At 70.3% G+C, this 15,140-nt stretch carries 12 protein-coding genes; 7 read left to right on the top strand and 5 right to left on the bottom strand.

Annotation, left to right across the window (positions count from 1 at the left end):
- Nucleotides 1-51 precede the first annotated feature (51 nt).
- On the top strand, nucleotides 52-948 hold the full coding sequence (locus AB0I71_RS21285; RefSeq protein WP_357587152.1) for an alpha/beta hydrolase: 897 nt from the start codon (nucleotides 52-54) through the stop codon (nucleotides 946-948).
- A gap of 46 nt (nucleotides 949-994) precedes the next feature.
- Here AB0I71_RS21285 and AB0I71_RS21280 read toward each other — a convergent pair whose 3' ends face one another.
- The gene (locus AB0I71_RS21280) at nucleotides 995-3,220 is read right to left on the bottom strand and encodes a discoidin domain-containing protein (RefSeq protein ID WP_357587150.1); all 2,226 of its coding nucleotides are present in this window, start codon (nucleotides 3,218-3,220) and stop codon (nucleotides 995-997) included.
- A gap of 565 nt (nucleotides 3,221-3,785) precedes the next feature.
- A complete protein-coding gene (locus AB0I71_RS21275; protein WP_357587148.1) occupies nucleotides 3,786-4,985 on the bottom strand; it encodes an ROK family transcriptional regulator in 1,200 nt (399 codons plus the stop codon).
- Between the two features lie 144 nt (nucleotides 4,986-5,129).
- On the opposite strand from AB0I71_RS21275, the gene AB0I71_RS21270 reads away from it, so the two are divergent.
- The 4 genes from AB0I71_RS21270 (at nucleotide 5,130) to AB0I71_RS21255 (ending at nucleotide 9,712) form a co-directional block, all read left to right on the top strand.
- Nucleotides 5,130-6,425: a sugar ABC transporter substrate-binding protein gene (locus tag AB0I71_RS21270; protein ID WP_357587146.1), complete on the top strand. Its 1,296-nt coding sequence runs from the start codon at nucleotides 5,130-5,132 to the stop codon at nucleotides 6,423-6,425.
- 65 nt (nucleotides 6,426-6,490) lie between these two features.
- Nucleotides 6,491-7,468 carry a sugar ABC transporter permease gene (locus tag AB0I71_RS21265; protein WP_357587144.1) on the top strand — a complete coding sequence of 326 codons (978 nt, stop codon included), beginning with the start codon at nucleotides 6,491-6,493 and terminating at the stop codon, nucleotides 7,466-7,468.
- The gene (locus tag AB0I71_RS21260) at nucleotides 7,461-8,300 is read left to right on the top strand and encodes a carbohydrate ABC transporter permease (RefSeq protein ID WP_357587142.1); all 840 of its coding nucleotides are present in this window, start codon (nucleotides 7,461-7,463) and stop codon (nucleotides 8,298-8,300) included. Before AB0I71_RS21265 ends, AB0I71_RS21260 begins: the two co-directional genes overlap by 8 nt.
- The gene (locus tag AB0I71_RS21255; protein ID WP_357587140.1) at nucleotides 8,297-9,712 is read left to right on the top strand and encodes a GH1 family beta-glucosidase; all 1,416 of its coding nucleotides are present in this window, start codon (nucleotides 8,297-8,299) and stop codon (nucleotides 9,710-9,712) included. The genes AB0I71_RS21260 and AB0I71_RS21255 overlap by 4 nt, the downstream gene beginning before the upstream one ends.
- A gap of 98 nt (nucleotides 9,713-9,810) precedes the next feature.
- On the opposite strand, the gene AB0I71_RS21250 is transcribed toward AB0I71_RS21255, so the two are convergent.
- Together AB0I71_RS21250 and AB0I71_RS21245 are read right to left on the bottom strand one after the other, a co-directional pair.
- Nucleotides 9,811-10,773, bottom strand: coding sequence for a hypothetical protein (locus AB0I71_RS21250; protein WP_357587138.1), 963 nt, complete (start codon nucleotides 10,771-10,773; stop codon nucleotides 9,811-9,813).
- A 118-nt stretch (nucleotides 10,774-10,891) separates the two neighbouring features.
- The gene (locus AB0I71_RS21245) at nucleotides 10,892-12,985 is read right to left on the bottom strand and encodes a glycoside hydrolase (RefSeq protein ID WP_357587136.1); all 2,094 of its coding nucleotides are present in this window, start codon (nucleotides 12,983-12,985) and stop codon (nucleotides 10,892-10,894) included.
- A 207-nt stretch (nucleotides 12,986-13,192) separates the two neighbouring features.
- On the opposite strand from AB0I71_RS21245, the gene AB0I71_RS21240 reads away from it, so the two are divergent.
- The gene (locus AB0I71_RS21240; protein ID WP_357587134.1) at nucleotides 13,193-13,948 is read left to right on the top strand and encodes a DinB family protein; all 756 of its coding nucleotides are present in this window, start codon (nucleotides 13,193-13,195) and stop codon (nucleotides 13,946-13,948) included.
- Nucleotides 13,949-14,000: 52 nt separating this feature from the next.
- Nucleotides 14,001-14,606 carry a DUF998 domain-containing protein gene (locus AB0I71_RS21235; protein ID WP_357587132.1) on the top strand — a complete coding sequence of 202 codons (606 nt, stop codon included), beginning with the start codon at nucleotides 14,001-14,003 and terminating at the stop codon, nucleotides 14,604-14,606.
- Here AB0I71_RS21235 and AB0I71_RS21230 read toward each other — a convergent pair.
- Nucleotides 14,508-15,131 carry a DUF664 domain-containing protein gene (locus tag AB0I71_RS21230; RefSeq protein WP_357587130.1) on the bottom strand — a complete coding sequence of 208 codons (624 nt, stop codon included), beginning with the start codon at nucleotides 15,129-15,131 and terminating at the stop codon, nucleotides 14,508-14,510. The genes AB0I71_RS21235 and AB0I71_RS21230 overlap by 99 nt on opposite strands.
- Between the last annotated feature and the right edge of the window lie 9 nt (nucleotides 15,132-15,140).

Genomic DNA, 15,140 nt, shown 5'->3' with positions numbered 1-15,140 from the left:
CGGCGACCGGCATCCGCCGATCGGCACACCGATCCGACCCGGAGGACCTGAATGACCCCGCGCATCAGCGGCTTCGACCAGCAGCGTGTACCCGTCGCGGACGGGGTGGCGCTGCACGCCGCCATCGGCGGTTCCGGCAGCCCGATCGTGCTGTTGCACGGCTTCCCGCAGACCCACCTGATGTGGCGACACGTCGCCGCCGACCTGGCCGCCGACCACACGGTGATCGTTCCGGACCTGCGCGGCTACGGCGACAGCGACAAGCCCGCCGACCCGGACGGCACCGCGTACGCCAAACGAACAATGGCCGCCGACGTGGTCGCGCTCGCCGGGGCGCTCGGTCACGACCGGTTCGCGTTGGCCGGCCACGACCGGGGAGCCCTCGTCGCCATCCGGGCCGGCCTCGACCACCCGGAACGCATCAGCCGCCTGGCCGTCCTCGACGTGCTGCCCACCCTCGACATGTGGGACGTGCTGCACGGCGTCGACGCGGCGGTCGGCTTCCACCTGTACCTGATGGCGCAGCCACCGGGCCTGCCCGAACAGATGATCGCGGCGAGCGCCGACGCCTTCTTCGGCCATTTCCTGGACGGCTGGACCCGTGACCCTGGCGCGATCCCCACCGATGTACGGGCGGCCTACCTCGCGGCGTCCCGCGCGGCGGTGGACTCGATCGTCGCCGACTACCGGGCCACCGCCGGCATCGACGTCGTCCACGACCGGGCCGACCGAGCGGCCGGTAACCGGCTGCGGATGCCGGTGACCGTGCTCCAGCAGGGCTGGGGTGCCGCCCTCGGGTACGACGCCGCCGGGTTGTGGCGGCAGTGGGCGCCGGACCTGGTGCACGAGACGGTCACCTGCGGCCATTTCATGGCCGAGGAGGCGCCGGCCGACGTGGTCCGGGCGCTACGCGCGCTGCTGGCCCGAGAGCCCGCCCGGCCGGCGTGACGGTGCGGGCCCGCCGGTTCACCGGCCGGGCCCGCACCCGAGCGTCCTAGGGGTACGCGGTCAGGTACGACACCTGGTTGCTGGTGTTCACCGTGTTGCCGACATTGTTGATCATCCGGTTGATGGTGCCGACCCCACCGAGGGAGACGGTCACCATGTTGGTGAAGCGCACGTTCGGATTGTTCGGCACCTCGAACGAACGCTCGGCGACCACCGACGGGTCGACGTTGAAGTAGGCGTAACTGCCCAGGCCCCACGCCTGGTGACTGGTCACCGAGTCGGCCACCTTGTACGCGGCGTAGCCCCGGGTCGACCCGTTCATCCAGGCCGCCTGGTTGGGCGGGTCGTACGGCAGTTCGTTCTGGTAGAAGTACGTCCGCCCGCCGTTGCCGTTCCAGATGGTCTGGTACTTCTGGTAGTGCTCGACGAAGAGGCCGTACATGGTCACATTGTCGCCGTTGACGATCAGCCCCGTGTCAGCGGTGTTGACCGTCCAGCCGACGCCGTCGCCGTGGTCGGCTCGCCACAGCCACATGTGATCGCCGATGACGTGGTCGCTGTTGATCACCAGGCTGGTGGCGGCACGGCCGACCCCTGGCCCGCCGATGCGGAAGAAGACGTCGTGCAGCGAGGTGGGGTTGGCGGCGTGGCTGGCGGCGGAGCCGGCCGGCCCGACCTCCATCAGCACCGGGGAGCTGACGGTGCCGGCCTCGAACATGATGCCGGCGACCTTGACCCCGTCGACATCGGCGACCCGCATCGCCACGGTGCCGTTGTCGGCCTGGATCGTGGCCAGCCCGAGACCGAGCACGACCGTGTTCGCCCGGTCGACCCGGATCGGCTCGGTGACCCGGTGCACGCCCGGGGTGAAAAGCAGGTGCCGCCCCTGGGCCAGAGCGGTGTTGATGGTCGCCGCCGAGGTGCCCGGCCGCACGATGAAGAAGTCGGCCAGCGAGATGGACGAGCCGGCCGGAGTCTTGTTGTACCAGCTGGTGCCGGAGGAGTTGGTCCGCAGCGCCGGCACGAAGACGCGGTACTCGCCGGTGCCGTCGACGTAGAGGAACGGCTTCTCCCGGACCACCGGAGTGGTCGGGATGACCGTGTGCGACGGGTTCGGGAAATTGGCGGCTGGAGCGCCGGCCACCCCCTGGAACACCATGTTCCACACCGAGCCGGTCCAGCCGTTGCCGAACTCGCTGTTGCGCGAATACCACTGCTGCTGCGAGCCGGACACCACCAGCCCGTCGATGCGGGTGTCGGCCATCAGCCCACCGCTGGCCCAGCCGGTGTACCCGTCCCAGAGCTGGATCTGGTTCTGTCCGCCGCGCAGGTGCATCCGTCGGTACGGCGCGGCCTGCGACACCGCCCACCGTTCGACGGCCACCCCGGCGGGTAGCGTCACGGACAGGTTTTCCGCGGCCCGCCAGAAGTTCTGCGTGGCGTTGCCACCGAACCAGGCCGCCTCGGCGCGGACGTGCCCGTTGAGGTTGACGTCGTCGGGGGACATGCCGAGCCCGGCGACCTGGGTGAAGAAGCCGAGGTTGACGTCGGCGGTGTAGGTGCCGGGCTTGAACAGCACCGCATACCGCTGCGGGCCGAACTGGTTGGTCTCCTGCTGGCTGAAGATGGTGTTCAGCCGGCTCTGGATGGTGGCGGTGGGGGTGGCCGGGTCGAACACGTACGTGTTCGGGCCGAGGTTCGGGTTGCGCGGGTCGACCGGTTCGACCGGTTTGCCCGGTCCACCGCCGCCGACCTCGCCGAAGACCTGGAACTCCCAGAGCGAGTAGCCGTAGCCGGTGGCCCGCTGGGTGCCGTACATCCGGACGTACCGGCCGCTGCCGGTGACGGTCAGCGTCTGGGTTCCGCCGCCGCCGTTGGTGGTGCTGTGGATGGTGGTCCAGGAGTTGCCGTCGTCGGAGGTCTGGATCTGGAAGGCGCGGGCGTACGCGGCTTCCCAGGTCAGGGTGACCCCGGTGATGGTGGCCTTGGCACCGAGGTCGACCCGGAGCCACTGTGGGTCGCTGAAGGCGCTGGACCAGCGGGTGTCGGTGGCGCCGTCGACGGCCGCCGAGGCGGGAAAGGCACCCCCTTCGGTGGAGGAGGCGGTGGCCGGGCGACCTTGGGAGAGCAGGACCGGCGCGGCCTGGGCGGGGGTGGCACTGACGGCCGGAACCAGCGCGGCCACCAGAGTTACCGCCAGGCCGGCGAGCAGGCACCGGGTGCGCGGTGTGCGGCCTGGCGCGGATCGTACGAGGGAAACGGGTGGTGTCATGACGTCGCCTGTCGTTCGAGGGCTGCTGACGACGGGCGCGACGGGGATTCGGGACGGGCTGACGCTGCCGCACGGTGATGCCGCCGGGTTGGCACCGCTGTGGGGGAGCGCCTGCGGAAGAGTGTTGCGGCGACGTTGCGCTGCCGTCAAGACATCGATCTGCATCTACCCTGGTGACAACCCTCGGTGATCCTCACGCAGCGTGTCTCCGTTGGCCTTCCTGCCGGTGTGCCCGCTGCACGCTTTGCTCTGCTTCAATCCACGCAACCGCCGCTGACCAGCGGCGGCGCGTCGACGGTGAAATGCCGTCCGATTCGATGGCGGCACGGAGAGTAACTGTTGCGTCGGTTGAAGCAGAGCAAAGCGGGGCGGGGGCAGGGTGTGGGTCGGGTGGGACGTCGCGCAAGGTGATGGTCGGTGGGCGGCTGTGGCGGTCACCTGGCGGCGGGTGGGCGGTTGCGGCGGCCATCAGCCGGCGGGTGGGCGGCTGCCGGTGCGGGCAGTGGGCGGGTGGCTGGTTCTCGGCCAGGGCGATGGTGGCTGGCCGTCGGCGGGGATGGCGGCGTCAGCGGCGGATGCCGCCGTTGGCGAGCAGGCGCGCGATGGGGAGAGTGGCGGCGCCGAGCGCGACCGCGTCCACGCCGAGCCGGCCCAGCTCGATGGTGGCCTGTGCGTAGGGCGCGCGTAGGGCCTGGCGCCCGGCGGCCTCGCGGATGGCGGGCAGCAGTCCGCCCAGCGCCATCGCGGCCCAACCGCCCAGCACCACCCGCTCCGGGTTGAACAGGTTGATCAGGTTGGCGACCCCGGCACCCAGGTAGCCGGCGGTCTCGTCGAGTACCCGCCGTGCGGTCTCCGACTTCTCCGCCGCCGCAACCAGCGCCGCGAGCTGGGATTCCTCGTCGTCGCCGGGCACCGGTCGGCCGCGCCGTGCCTCCCGGTAGCGGTCGATCACCGCCTCGGCTCCGACGTACGCCTCCAGGCAGCCTCGCGCGCCGCAGCGGCAGGGCCGGCCGCCGTACACCAGCGTGGTGTGCCCCCACTCGCCGGCACTGCTGGACGCGCCGCGGTAGGTGACGCCGTTGGTCACCACGGCGGCGCCGACACCGGAGCCGACCAGGGCGAACACGGCGTGCCGGGCGCCCCGCCCGGCGCCGAACCACATCTCGGCCTGACCGAGGGTCTTCGCCCCGTTGTCGAGGTGCAGCGGCAGGTCGGTGCCCTCGGCGATCAGCCGCTCCAGCGGCACCCGGTGCCAACCCAGGGTCTGCGCGTCCACCACCGCGTGGGTGCCCTGTTCCACTACCCCGGAGACGCCCACGCCGACGCCCAGCACCTCGGACCGGGCGACGCTGGAGTCGGCCAGCACCCGGTCGATGCCGGCCAGCACGTGTCCGGCCACCGTCGCCGGCTCGGTGCCGTTGTGCTCCAGCGGGTACTCGACGCTGCCCAGCACGGTCATCGTGAGGTCGAACAGCTCGACGCGGACCCGGGTCTCGCCCACGTCGACGCCGACCACGACGGCGTGGCGCGGTGCCACCCGCAGCATCATGCTCGGCCGGCCACCGTCGGACTCGGCGGCACCGGCCTCCATCACCAGGCCCTCGTCGATCAGGTCGCCGACCACGTTGCTGACCGCCGGTTGGCTGAGCCCGGTGCCCCGGACGAGATCCTGCCGGGTCAGCGGGCCGTCGAGGAAGATTCTGGACAGCAGGGCCGACCGGTTGCGCAACCGGACGCTGCGGTTCGTCGCCCGCGCCAGTTCCACGTGTCACCTCATCCCGTCGGCCGCCCCCGGGCGACTGTACGACCCCGTGCTTGACGACCCTCCGCCGAACCATTTTAATGACGACATTAATTAAGCCGTGATGTAACTCTCCCCACCACCACCCTGAGACCGAAGGGGCAGACCGTGTCGAGACGACACCTCGCGATACTCACCGCGACCGTCCTGGCCGCCGCGTCGCTCACCGCCTGCGGCTCCGGCGACGAGCCGGGCGACGGCGGCAAGACCCTCACCTACTGGGCCAGCAACCAGGGTGCCAGTCTGGAGGCCGACAAGGAGATCCTCCAGCCCGAGCTGGACAAGTTCGAACAGCAGACCGGCATCAAGGTCAACGTCGAGGTCGTTCCCTGGTCCGACCTGCTCAACCGACTGCTGGCCGCCGCCACCACCGGGCAGGGCCCCGACGTGGTGAACATCGGCAACACCTGGTCGGCCTCGCTCCAGGCCACCGGCGCCCTTGTCGAGTTCGACGACGCCACCCTCGACAAGGTCGGTGGCAAGGACCGCTTCGTCCCCGCCGCGCTCGCCGCCGCCGGAGCGCCCGACAAGCCGCCGGCCGCCGTGCCGCTCTACAGCCTCGCCTACGCGCTCTACTACAACAAGCAGTCCTTCGCCGACGCCGGCATCACCGCCCCACCCACCACCTGGGAGCAGGTGGCCGAGGTCGGCAGGAAGCTCACCGGCGACGGCAAGTGGGGTCTCGCCGTGGAGGGGGCCAACCCGTCGGAGAACGCCCACCACGCCTTCACCTTCGGCCAGCAGTACGGCGGGGACTGGTTCGACGCCGCCGGCAGGCCGACCTTCGACACACCGCAGAATGTCGCCGCCGTCAAGCGCTACATCGACCTGATGGCGGTCGACAAGATCGTCAACCCGAGCAACGCCGAGTACGCCCAGAACCAGTCCGTCTCCGACTTCGCCAACGGCAAGGCCGCCATGCTGCTCTGGCAGGCCGCCGGCGCGAACCTCAAGTCACAGAACATGGCGGCCGACGCCTACGGGGTCGCCCCGGTGCCGTTCCCGGCCACCGCGCCGGCCGGCGGCAAGCGGGTCAACAGCATGGTCGCCGGGATCAACATCGCGGTGTTCAAGCACACCAAGAACCTCGACGGGGCGCTGGAGTTCGTCAAGTTCATGACCAGCGACACCGAGCAGGTGACGCTGAACAAGACGTACGGCTCACTACCGGCGGTCGGCACCGTCGCGGCCGACCCCGCCTTCGCCGCCGACGAGCAGAAGGTCCTCGCGCAGACCCTGGCCACCACCGCGGCGCCACTGCCGCAGGTGCCCGAGGAGAGCACCTTCGAGACGCTCGTCGGCACCGCCATCAAGGAGCTCTTCGCCGACGCGGCCAGCGGCAGGCCGGTCACCGAGGACAGCGTCAGGGAGAAGCTGACCCGGGCCCAGCAGCAGATGCGCTGACCACGGACCGCTGGCCGTGGGAGGTGCCGCCGACCCTCCCACGGCCAGCCCGCGAAGGGACCACGATGGCAACCACCACCTCGCCACCCGCCGCCGACCGCGTCGCCGGCACCGCCCGGCCGGCCCGATCCGCCGCCCGCCGGCCCCGCCGGTCACTGCTGCCGTACCTGCTGCTCGCCCCGGCCGTCGTGCTGGAGCTGGCGATCCACGTCATCCCGATGCTCGTGGGTGCCTGGATGAGCCTGCTGGAACTGACCCAGTTCCACATCCGCGACTGGTCCGGAGCACCGTTCGTCGGGCTGGACAACTACCGGGTGGTGTTCGACGTCAACTCCGCCGCCGGGGCCGAGCTGCTGCGCTCGTTCCGGGTCACAGTCGTCTACACGGTGCTGTCGGTCGGCCTGTCCTGGATGCTCGGCACCACCGCCGCCGTGCTGCTGCAACGACCGTTCCGGGGCCGGGCCGTGCTGCGGGCGCTCTTCCTCACCCCGTACGCGCTGCCGGTCTACACCGCCGTGATCACTTGGACCTTCCTCTTTCAGCGCGACACCGGCCTGGTCAACCACGTCCTGGTCGACCAGCTGCGCCTGGTCGACGAGCCGCCGTTCTGGCTGATCGGTGACAACAGCTTCGTGGCCCTGCTGATCGTCTCCATCTGGCGGACCTGGCCGTTCGCCTTCCTCTGCGTGATGGCCGGCCTGCAGAACGTCCCGGACGAGCTGTACGAGGCCGCCGCGATGGACGGTGCCGGTTTCTGGCGACGGCTGCGCTCGGTGACCCTGCCGATGCTGCGCCCGGTGAACCTCGTCCTGCTGCTCGTGCTCTTCCTCTGGACCTTCAACGACTTCAACACCCCGTACGTCCTCTTCGGTGGCTCCGCCCCGGCCGAGGCCGACCTCATTTCGCTGCACATCTACCGCAGCTCCTTCCAGACCTGGGACTTCGGCACCGGCTCGGCCATGTCGGTGGTGCTGCTGCTGTTCCTGCTCCTGGTCACCGCCGGATACCTGCTACTGACCAACCGACGGAGAAACGATGCGTGAGACCGCCGCCGAACGCTGGTCCCGCCGGATCGTGCTGACCCTGCTCGCCGGCTTCGTCCTCGTCCCGCTCTACGTGATGGTCAGCTCGGCGCTCAAACCGTTGCAGGACGTGCAGGGTGCCTTCACCTGGTGGCCCCGACGTCCCACCCTGCAGGCGTTCGTGGACATGTGGTCGACCGTGCCGCTCGGCCGCTACCTGCTCAACAGCCTGCTGGTGGCCAGCGTCGCCGCCATCTTCTCGGTCAGCGTGGCCATCTTCGCCGCGTACGCGGTCAGCCGTTACCGGTTCCGGGGCCGGCAGGTCTTCTCGGTGACCGTGCTGTCGACGCAGATGTTCCCCGGCATCCTGTTCCTGCTGCCGCTGTTCCTGATCTACGTCAACCTGGGCAACGCCACAGGCATCGCGCTCTACGCCAGCCGCACCGGCCTCATCATCACCTACCTCACCTTCTCGCTGCCGTTCTCGATCTGGATGCTGGTCGGCTACTTCGACTCCATTCCGCGTGGGCTGGACGAGGCCGCCCAGGTCGACGGCGCCGGACCGCTGCGCACCCTGTTCCAGGTGGTGCTGCCGGCCGCCGTGCCCGGCGTGGTCGCGGTGACCGTGTACGCCTTCATGACCGCCTGGGGCGAGGTGCTGTTCGCCTCGGTGCTGACCAACGAGGACAGCCGGACCCTCGCCGTCGGCCTGCAGGGCTATTCGACCCAGTTCAACGTCTACTGGAACCAGGTGATGGCCGCCTCCCTGGTGGTGAGCGTGCCGGTGGTCGCCGGGTTCCTGGCGTTGCAGCGCTACTTCGTCGCCGGCCTCACCGCCGGGGCGGTCAAGTGAGCCCGTCCACCACCAGAACCGAGGAGAACCCACCCGTGCCGGACCTGTCCACGCTGCCGCCCGACTTCCTCTGGGGTGTCGCCACCTCGGCCTACCAGATCGAGGGCGCCGTCACCGCCGACGGCCGTAAGCCCTCCATCTGGGACACCTTCTGCACCCGGCCGGGCGCCATCGACAACGGCGACACCGGGGAGGTGGCCTGCGACCACTATCACCGGTGGCCGCAGGACGTGGCGCTGATGCAGGGCCTCGGCGTCGGTGCGTACCGTTTCTCGGTGGCCTGGCCCCGGGTCCAGCCCGACGGGGTCGGCCGGGTCAACGCGGCCGGCCTGGACTTCTACGACCGCCTGGTGGATGCGCTGCTCACCGCCGGCATCCGCCCGTACGCGACCCTCTACCACTGGGATCTGCCGCAGGCGTTGCAGGACCGGGGTGGCTGGCCGCGCCGGGAGACCGCCGAGGCGTTCGCCGACTACGCCGCAGTGGTCGCGGCCCGCCTCGGCGACCGGGTGACCGACTGGTGCACTGTCAACGAGCCGCTCTGCGTGGCCTGGATCGGCCACCTCGAAGGGCGGATGGCCCCCGGCGAGCAGGAGCTCAGCCGCGCCGTGTCCGCCGCCCACCACGTGCTGCTCGGCCACGGCCTGGCCACCGCCGCGATCCGGGCCCACGCCGACCGGCCAGCCTCGATCGGCCCGGTGCTCAACCTCAGCCCGATCGACGCGGCCAGCGACCGTCCCGCCGACGTGGCTGCCGCCCACCGGATGGACGGGCACGTCAACCGTTGGTGGCTGGACCCGCTGCACGGACGCGGCTACCCGGCCGACATGATCGCCACCTACGGTGTCGAGCCGCCGGTACGCGGCGACGACCTCGCCGTGATCGCCGCGCCGGCCGACTTCCTCGGCGTCAACTACTACTTCCGGCAGGTGGCGGCCGACGACCCGGACGGCCCGGCACCGTACGCCCGGCAGGTCCGGGTGGCGGGCGCGGCACACACCGCGATGGACTGGGAGGTGCACCCCGACGGCCTGGAACGGCTCCTGGTCGAGGTGAGCCAGGAGTACGCGCCGGCCCGGATCCTGGTCACCGAGAGCGGTTCGGCCTGGCCGGACGCGGTCACCGTCGACGGCGCCGTCGACGACACCGAGCGCACCGACCATTTGGAACGGCACCTGGCCGCCTGCGCCGCGGCGGTCGGCCGGGGCGCGCCGCTGGCCGGCTACTTCGCCTGGTCGCTGTTGGACAACTTCGAATGGGCGTACGGCTACGACAAGCGGTTCGGACTGGTGCACGTCGACTACGCCACCCAACAGCGGACGGTCAAGGCCAGTGGCCACCGCTACGCCGAGCTGATCCGGCACCACCAGCGGCGCACCGCGACGGCCGACATCGTCGCGGTGCGCGGATAAGCGGGCCGACGGGGCCCGGGACGCCCCGGGTGCCGCGCCGGGCGGCACCCGGGGCACCCGTGCGTCGGCCGTCGGCAGGCAGGTGCGGCTGGCCTGCCCTACGAACCAGGCTGGTCGTCCTGGCGCTCCGACCTCGCCCACGGGTCGACCGGGACGGGCAGGACGGCGATCTCGTCGGCTCGGGCGCGTAGCTTGCGGGCCAGGCTCTGACTGGCGAGATTGAAGCCGACGGTGAAGCTGTCGGTCATCCCGGAGTTCAGCGTCACCGTGTCGGCCTGGTGGCGCAACTCCCGGGCCAGCGCGTTACGCCAGCGCATCTCAGGCTCGGTGAGCCCGCAGTTCGCCTGCTCCACGGCAAGCCGCTGCCAGAGAGCCAGCAGCTCATCCTCGCGGGCCCGCAGGGCGTCGAGTGCCTCCGGCAGCAGGGTGTCGATCTCCGGCAGCGCCGCCAGGACGAGATCGGCGATGTCCGACGCCAGCTCCGTCGAGTTCACCCCGGTGTTGTGGGCGTAGCGAACGAGCTCGTTACCGACCAGGATTCGCCGATTCTGCTCTCGCAGAGCGGGATCGTCGGGCAGCCCTGCGATGCGCAGCGTGACGGCGAGCCGTACGCTGTTGGGGCGTTCGTCCGGCACGGCAGGTGCGGAACTGTTGCCAGCGAGGCCCGGACGCGCCTGCGGGGTGACGCTGGTGGCGCGCGCCTCCAGGGCCCGCACGAACGCGTCCCGCCCGGCGGCGAATCCGATGGCGTAGGGGCCGGTCTTCGTTGCGGTGTTCCGCCGCAGCAGCCGGGCCTCGTCCAGCAACGCCTCGCGGAGGTCGGTCCCCGACGACGGCAGCTCGACCGGCCAGGGGCTGCGGTCGAGCTCCGCCTGCACTCGCTCGATCGTCTGCTCCATGGTGGCCTGGGCGGCTCGGGCATCGTCGAGCAGCCGCAGGTCGGGCAGCACGTCGAGGATCTCGCGGGCCATCGCCAACGGAACGTCGGCGGCAGTCCGAGGAAGTGCTCTGGCCAGCACCGCCGCCACTGCGCTCCGGCGTTGCTGCTCCGCGTCGACCATTCCCGACCTCTTCCCCGTGGTGCTCAGACGGTTGACCAGCATCAGCCGGAACGCGGTGAGTGAACGCGTCGGCGTGTCAACGACTCTACTGAGGGTGGTAAATGGCCGTCGGTGGCTGTCAGTCGCTGAACTCGGCGCGGTCCACCGTGAAGAGGGTGCCGGCACCGCCGGTGAACACCAGGTAGAGGTCGTGGAAGCCGTTCGCGGCCTGCGGGCTGGTGTCGATCCCCGTCGTCGCGGTCACCCAGTCGGTGCCGGTGCCCGGCGGTACGGTCATCGAGCCGACAAGCGGTCCGTCCGGGCTGCCGATCCGTGCCTCGATCACGCCGCCGGCCTTCGGGGCGACGGTGACGTGCAGCCGCAGTTGACCCTTCTGGTCGGCGAAACCCGCCGCCGAGCCGTCCGCGAAGTTGACGTTCGCCCAGCGGAGGTGGCTGCCATCGCGTACGCCCGTGACGACCCTGCCGTGCTCGGGCGCCGTGACGACCCTCAGCCCGCGGGACTGCCCGTCGTTCTTCTCGGCCAGGTAGGTGGAGAACACGTCCTTGCGGTCGGGCAGCGCGGGCAGCTCGGACCACTTCGGTACGAAGGTCGTCACGCTGTGGCCACGCAGGTTCGTGCTGAAGGACCCGCCGTGGGTGTGGATGTCGGCCAGCTTCTTCATGTTCTCGTTGCCCGACGTGCGGTACGGCACCACCGACGGACGTGGACCCTTGCCGGCCGCGACATGGGAGACGCACTCGCCCTGGTTCCGGAAGGTCGGGTTGACGAAGCTGGCCCACCCGCCCTTCTTGCAGTCCTGCCTGGTTTCCGGCGGCAGCGGGAAGCCGCCGGTGAGATCGACGGTGAGCGGGACGTCGTCCGGGTTGTTGTTGACCACGACGATGGTGAAGTCGTGCGTCGCCTCGTCCTTGTACGCGGTGACAGTCACCCCGGGCGACGGGGCGCTGGTGGCGCCGATCATCACGTCACCCGGGTCGAGGAAGCGGCTGTACTGGCCGAACGTGTAGTACCGCTTGAAGATGCGGTACTGGCCGTTCTCGGTCGGGTTGCCGCTCTGCGGGGTGCCGGTGTTGACCAGGCGGATCAGGTCCGAGCCGTCCGCGCCGTTGTTCGCCACCGGCCACCACCAGAAGTACGCGCCCAGCCGGGTCTCGTCGAACAGGTTGCCGATGAGGGTCGCGTAGCGCAGACCGTCGCTCATCGTGTTGTTGACGAACAACCTGTCGCGCGGTGCGCCCTGGTTCATGTACTCCGTCTGCCAGATGGTCTTGCCCAGCGCGTGTGAGGTGGTGAACGCGGTGGGCGCGGCCCGGGTGGCGTCGTCGACAAGTCCGGCGTAGCCGTGCGCGGCGACGACGTCGACGTACCGGTTCGCCTCCGGGTCGGTGATCGTGGGCAGTGCGTACCCCTCGTGGAAGCCGACGCCCTCGCCGAGCACGATCTTCGCGGTCACCCCCCGTCGCTCGAACGTCGGACCGAGGTGGTCGCGGACCAGGACGCGCAGTTCCTCGGCGGTCCACTGGCAACTGGAGTACCCGGTGGAGATGTCGGGTTCGTTCGTCGGGGAGAGGTGCGTGATCCTGATCCCGAACTCGCGTTCGTAGCCGAGCACGTACTCCGCGAGGTAGTCGGCGAACGCCTGGTACATGTCGGGTCGCAGCTTGTTCGGCGCTCCGGAGGAGCCGGACGAGGTCACGCTGTTGTTCTGTTTCATCCACGCCGGTGGGCTCCACACGCTGGCGAGGATCGTCTCGACGCCGCGCGCCTGCGCCTGCCGCATCAACCAGATCTGGTGCGCGTCGAAGTCGGCCTTGCGCTGCGCCCAGTCGGGCCGGTCCCACACGAAGGTGCCCGGCTCCGGCTCGATCGTCTGCGTCGGGCCGTCGTAGAGCTGGTCGCCCCAGACCCCGCCGTCGCCCACCATGACCCGCACGATGTCCAGACCGATCCCGGCCTCGTCGTCGAAGATCATGTCAAGCATCTGCGAGGTGAGCGGCTCACCGAGCCGCTGGATCCCACCCGCCTTGTGGAACGCGAAGGCCCCACCGAAGCCGTCGACCATCTGTCGCTCGGCGTTCCAGTCGACCACGGCGGTGGGCGGGGTGGTGGGCCGGTGCGCGGTGCCGCCCACGGCTGTCGAGGCCACCAGGCTTCCCGCCGCGACCAGGGCGGTGGCCAGCCGGATCGTCCATGTCGTGCGCCGTCGCATCAATGACTCCCCGTCGTTGGTGGCACCCGGCGGTGCGGACAGCGCAAACGCGGGCAGCCGGCACCGGCGCGACGCCACGGTGGTAGTCCATCGACGTCTGCGAATCAAGGCTATGGGACTTGTCCGTCGACGGGCAAGGCGCGTCGCCTCCGCGTACCAGCGACCGGGCGGCGACGTCGCACCCGGGCGTTACTGTCGCCGCGATTCATGACGGGAGGGATCCGGGTGGTCCAGAAGCAGGTGGTGGAATTCGTCGACCGGGACCTACAGGGGGCACGGTTCATCAGGTCGACGTTGGCCGGGGCGGTGATGCGCGGTGTCGAGGTGCGAGGGCTCGATATCGACGCACCCTGGTTGGCGGAGGGGTCGCTGCTGGTCAACGGGATCGACGTCGTGCCGTTGATCGAGACCGAGCTCAACCGGCGGTTCCCGGGTCGGGAGCTGAGGCAGGCCGGGGATCCGGAAGGACTGCGGGCGGCGTGGGCGGCGCTCGAACAGGCCTGGGCGACGGCGGTGGAGCGTGCGACCGCGATGCCAGCCGGTGCCGTCGACGCCTCGGTCGGCGGCGAGTGGTCCTTCGCGCAGACGCTGCGGCACCTCGCGTTCGCCGCCGACGCCTGGCTCGGCAAGGCGGTCCTGCGCCTGCCGCAGCCCTTCCATCCGCTCGGGCAGCCGCACGTCGAGTACGCCACGGACGGCTTCGACACCTCGATCTTCGCCACCGGGCAGCCGGGGCTGGCCGAGGTACTCGAACTGCGGGTTGAGCGGCAGGCCATGGTCCGCGAGTTCCTCGCCACCGTCACCCCGGAATTGCTTGCCGAGCCTCGGCGGAACCCGTGGTCAGCCGAGACCGAGGTGTCGGTTCTGCGCTGCCTTCACGTGATCCTGCACGAGGAGTGGGAGCACCTCCGTTTCGCACTGCGCGACCTCATGACGATCGGCACTGCCCGGGCCGGCGGCTGACGCGATGTACTGAGACCGCCGGAGAGCCCGGCAGACGGCAGGAGAATGTCACGTGGCCTTCTGGGCGGGCACCGTAGGTGCCGTGCTGTTCGTGCTGGTGTTCCTCATCGACGGCTGGAGCCGACCGGGCTACGCGCCGGCACGCCACCCGATCAGCGCCCTGGCGCTCGGGCGACGAGGCTGGATCCAGACGACGAACTTCATCGTCTCCGGCTCCGCGATCACGGTGGGGGCGGTCGGGACGGTCCTCGACGGGCCGGGCATTCTGCTCGGTGCGCTGCTGGCCGTGTTCGGGCTCAGCCTCGTCGCCTCCGGGGTGTTCCGGATGGACCCGATGCTCGGATATCCGCCGGGCGCTCCGGCCGGGACACCCGAGGAGCACAGCGCCCAGCACCGACTCCACGACCTCGCTGGCGCCGTCGTCTTCCTGTCCCTGCCCCTCGCCGCGGCGATCGGGATCTTCACGCTGCCCGGGACAACGTGGCGGATCGTCTCGGCCGGTGTGGCCGTCGCCCTGTTCGTCGGATTAGGCTGGTTCAGCAGGGCGTGGGAGGACGTGTCACCGCGCCTCGGCCTGATCCAGCGCGCCGTCGTCATCATCGGATGGGGTTGGCTCGCCGCCCTCTTCACCGCCCAGGCGCTCGGCCTGAGCTGGTAGCTGTGCGGCGACCGGCGCAGCGGCCCGCCGGGCCAGGGCGTCTCGAAGAAGATCCAGGTGTCCGCGGTGCTGGGCGGTTTCCTCAATCATGTGTACGAAGATCCACCGCAGACTCACCGGCCCGCCGCCGAACGACGGTCGGGCGGCGCGATCGCTGAGATTCGAACAACCGGCGGCTGCGCGTCGACTCCGCCGGCACGCGGCCGCGTACAACTCATGCAGGTCGGCGGGAGAATCCTGGCCGGCGGAGTGGAAGTCCCAGTCCGGGTCGACGTCCAGCGGCGCCGAAGCCCAGGGTTCGGGCGGGGGGACTCCGAGGAGCTTCTCCTGGAACCAGAAGTCCTCCACCCGTGCCAGGTGCTTGACGATGCCGCCGATTGTCAGCTCCGTCGCCGGCAGCAGCGTGGCAGCCGCGTCGACGTGACTGAGTCCGTCCAACGTGTCCAGGACGCACTGGCGATGGAAGTCAAGGAACTGCTCCAGGGTGCTGCGTTCGTCCGCCGCCACGTCCGGGAACTTGACCACCAGGTGAGC

This window comes from Micromonospora sp. NPDC049891 (assembly GCF_040660295.1).
In the GTDB taxonomy this organism is placed as follows: domain Bacteria; phylum Actinomycetota; class Actinomycetes; order Mycobacteriales; family Micromonosporaceae; genus Micromonospora.
Note: the sequence above shows the minus strand (reverse complement) of the source record. Positions and strands in the feature narration are given on the sequence as shown.

What these genes read in the sequence shown, in the direction of transcription:
- AB0I71_RS21240 (WP_357587134.1), top strand. Translation starts at nt 13,193, where the DNA reads ATGACGGGAGGGATCCGGGTGGTCCAGAAGCAGGTGGTGGAATTCGTC.
- AB0I71_RS21245 (WP_357587136.1), bottom strand. Translation starts at nt 12,985, where the DNA reads ATGCGACGGCGCACGACATGGACGATCCGGCTGGCCACCGCCCTGGTC.
- AB0I71_RS21285 (WP_357587152.1), top strand. Translation starts at nt 52, where the DNA reads ATGACCCCGCGCATCAGCGGCTTCGACCAGCAGCGTGTACCCGTCGCG.
- AB0I71_RS21260 (WP_357587142.1), top strand. Translation starts at nt 7,461, where the DNA reads ATGCGTGAGACCGCCGCCGAACGCTGGTCCCGCCGGATCGTGCTGACC.
- AB0I71_RS21250 (WP_357587138.1), bottom strand. Translation starts at nt 10,773, where the DNA reads ATGGTCGACGCGGAGCAGCAACGCCGGAGCGCAGTGGCGGCGGTGCTG.
- AB0I71_RS21280 (WP_357587150.1), bottom strand. Translation starts at nt 3,220, where the DNA reads ATGACACCACCCGTTTCCCTCGTACGATCCGCGCCAGGCCGCACACCG.
- AB0I71_RS21265 (WP_357587144.1), top strand. Translation starts at nt 6,491, where the DNA reads ATGGCAACCACCACCTCGCCACCCGCCGCCGACCGCGTCGCCGGCACC.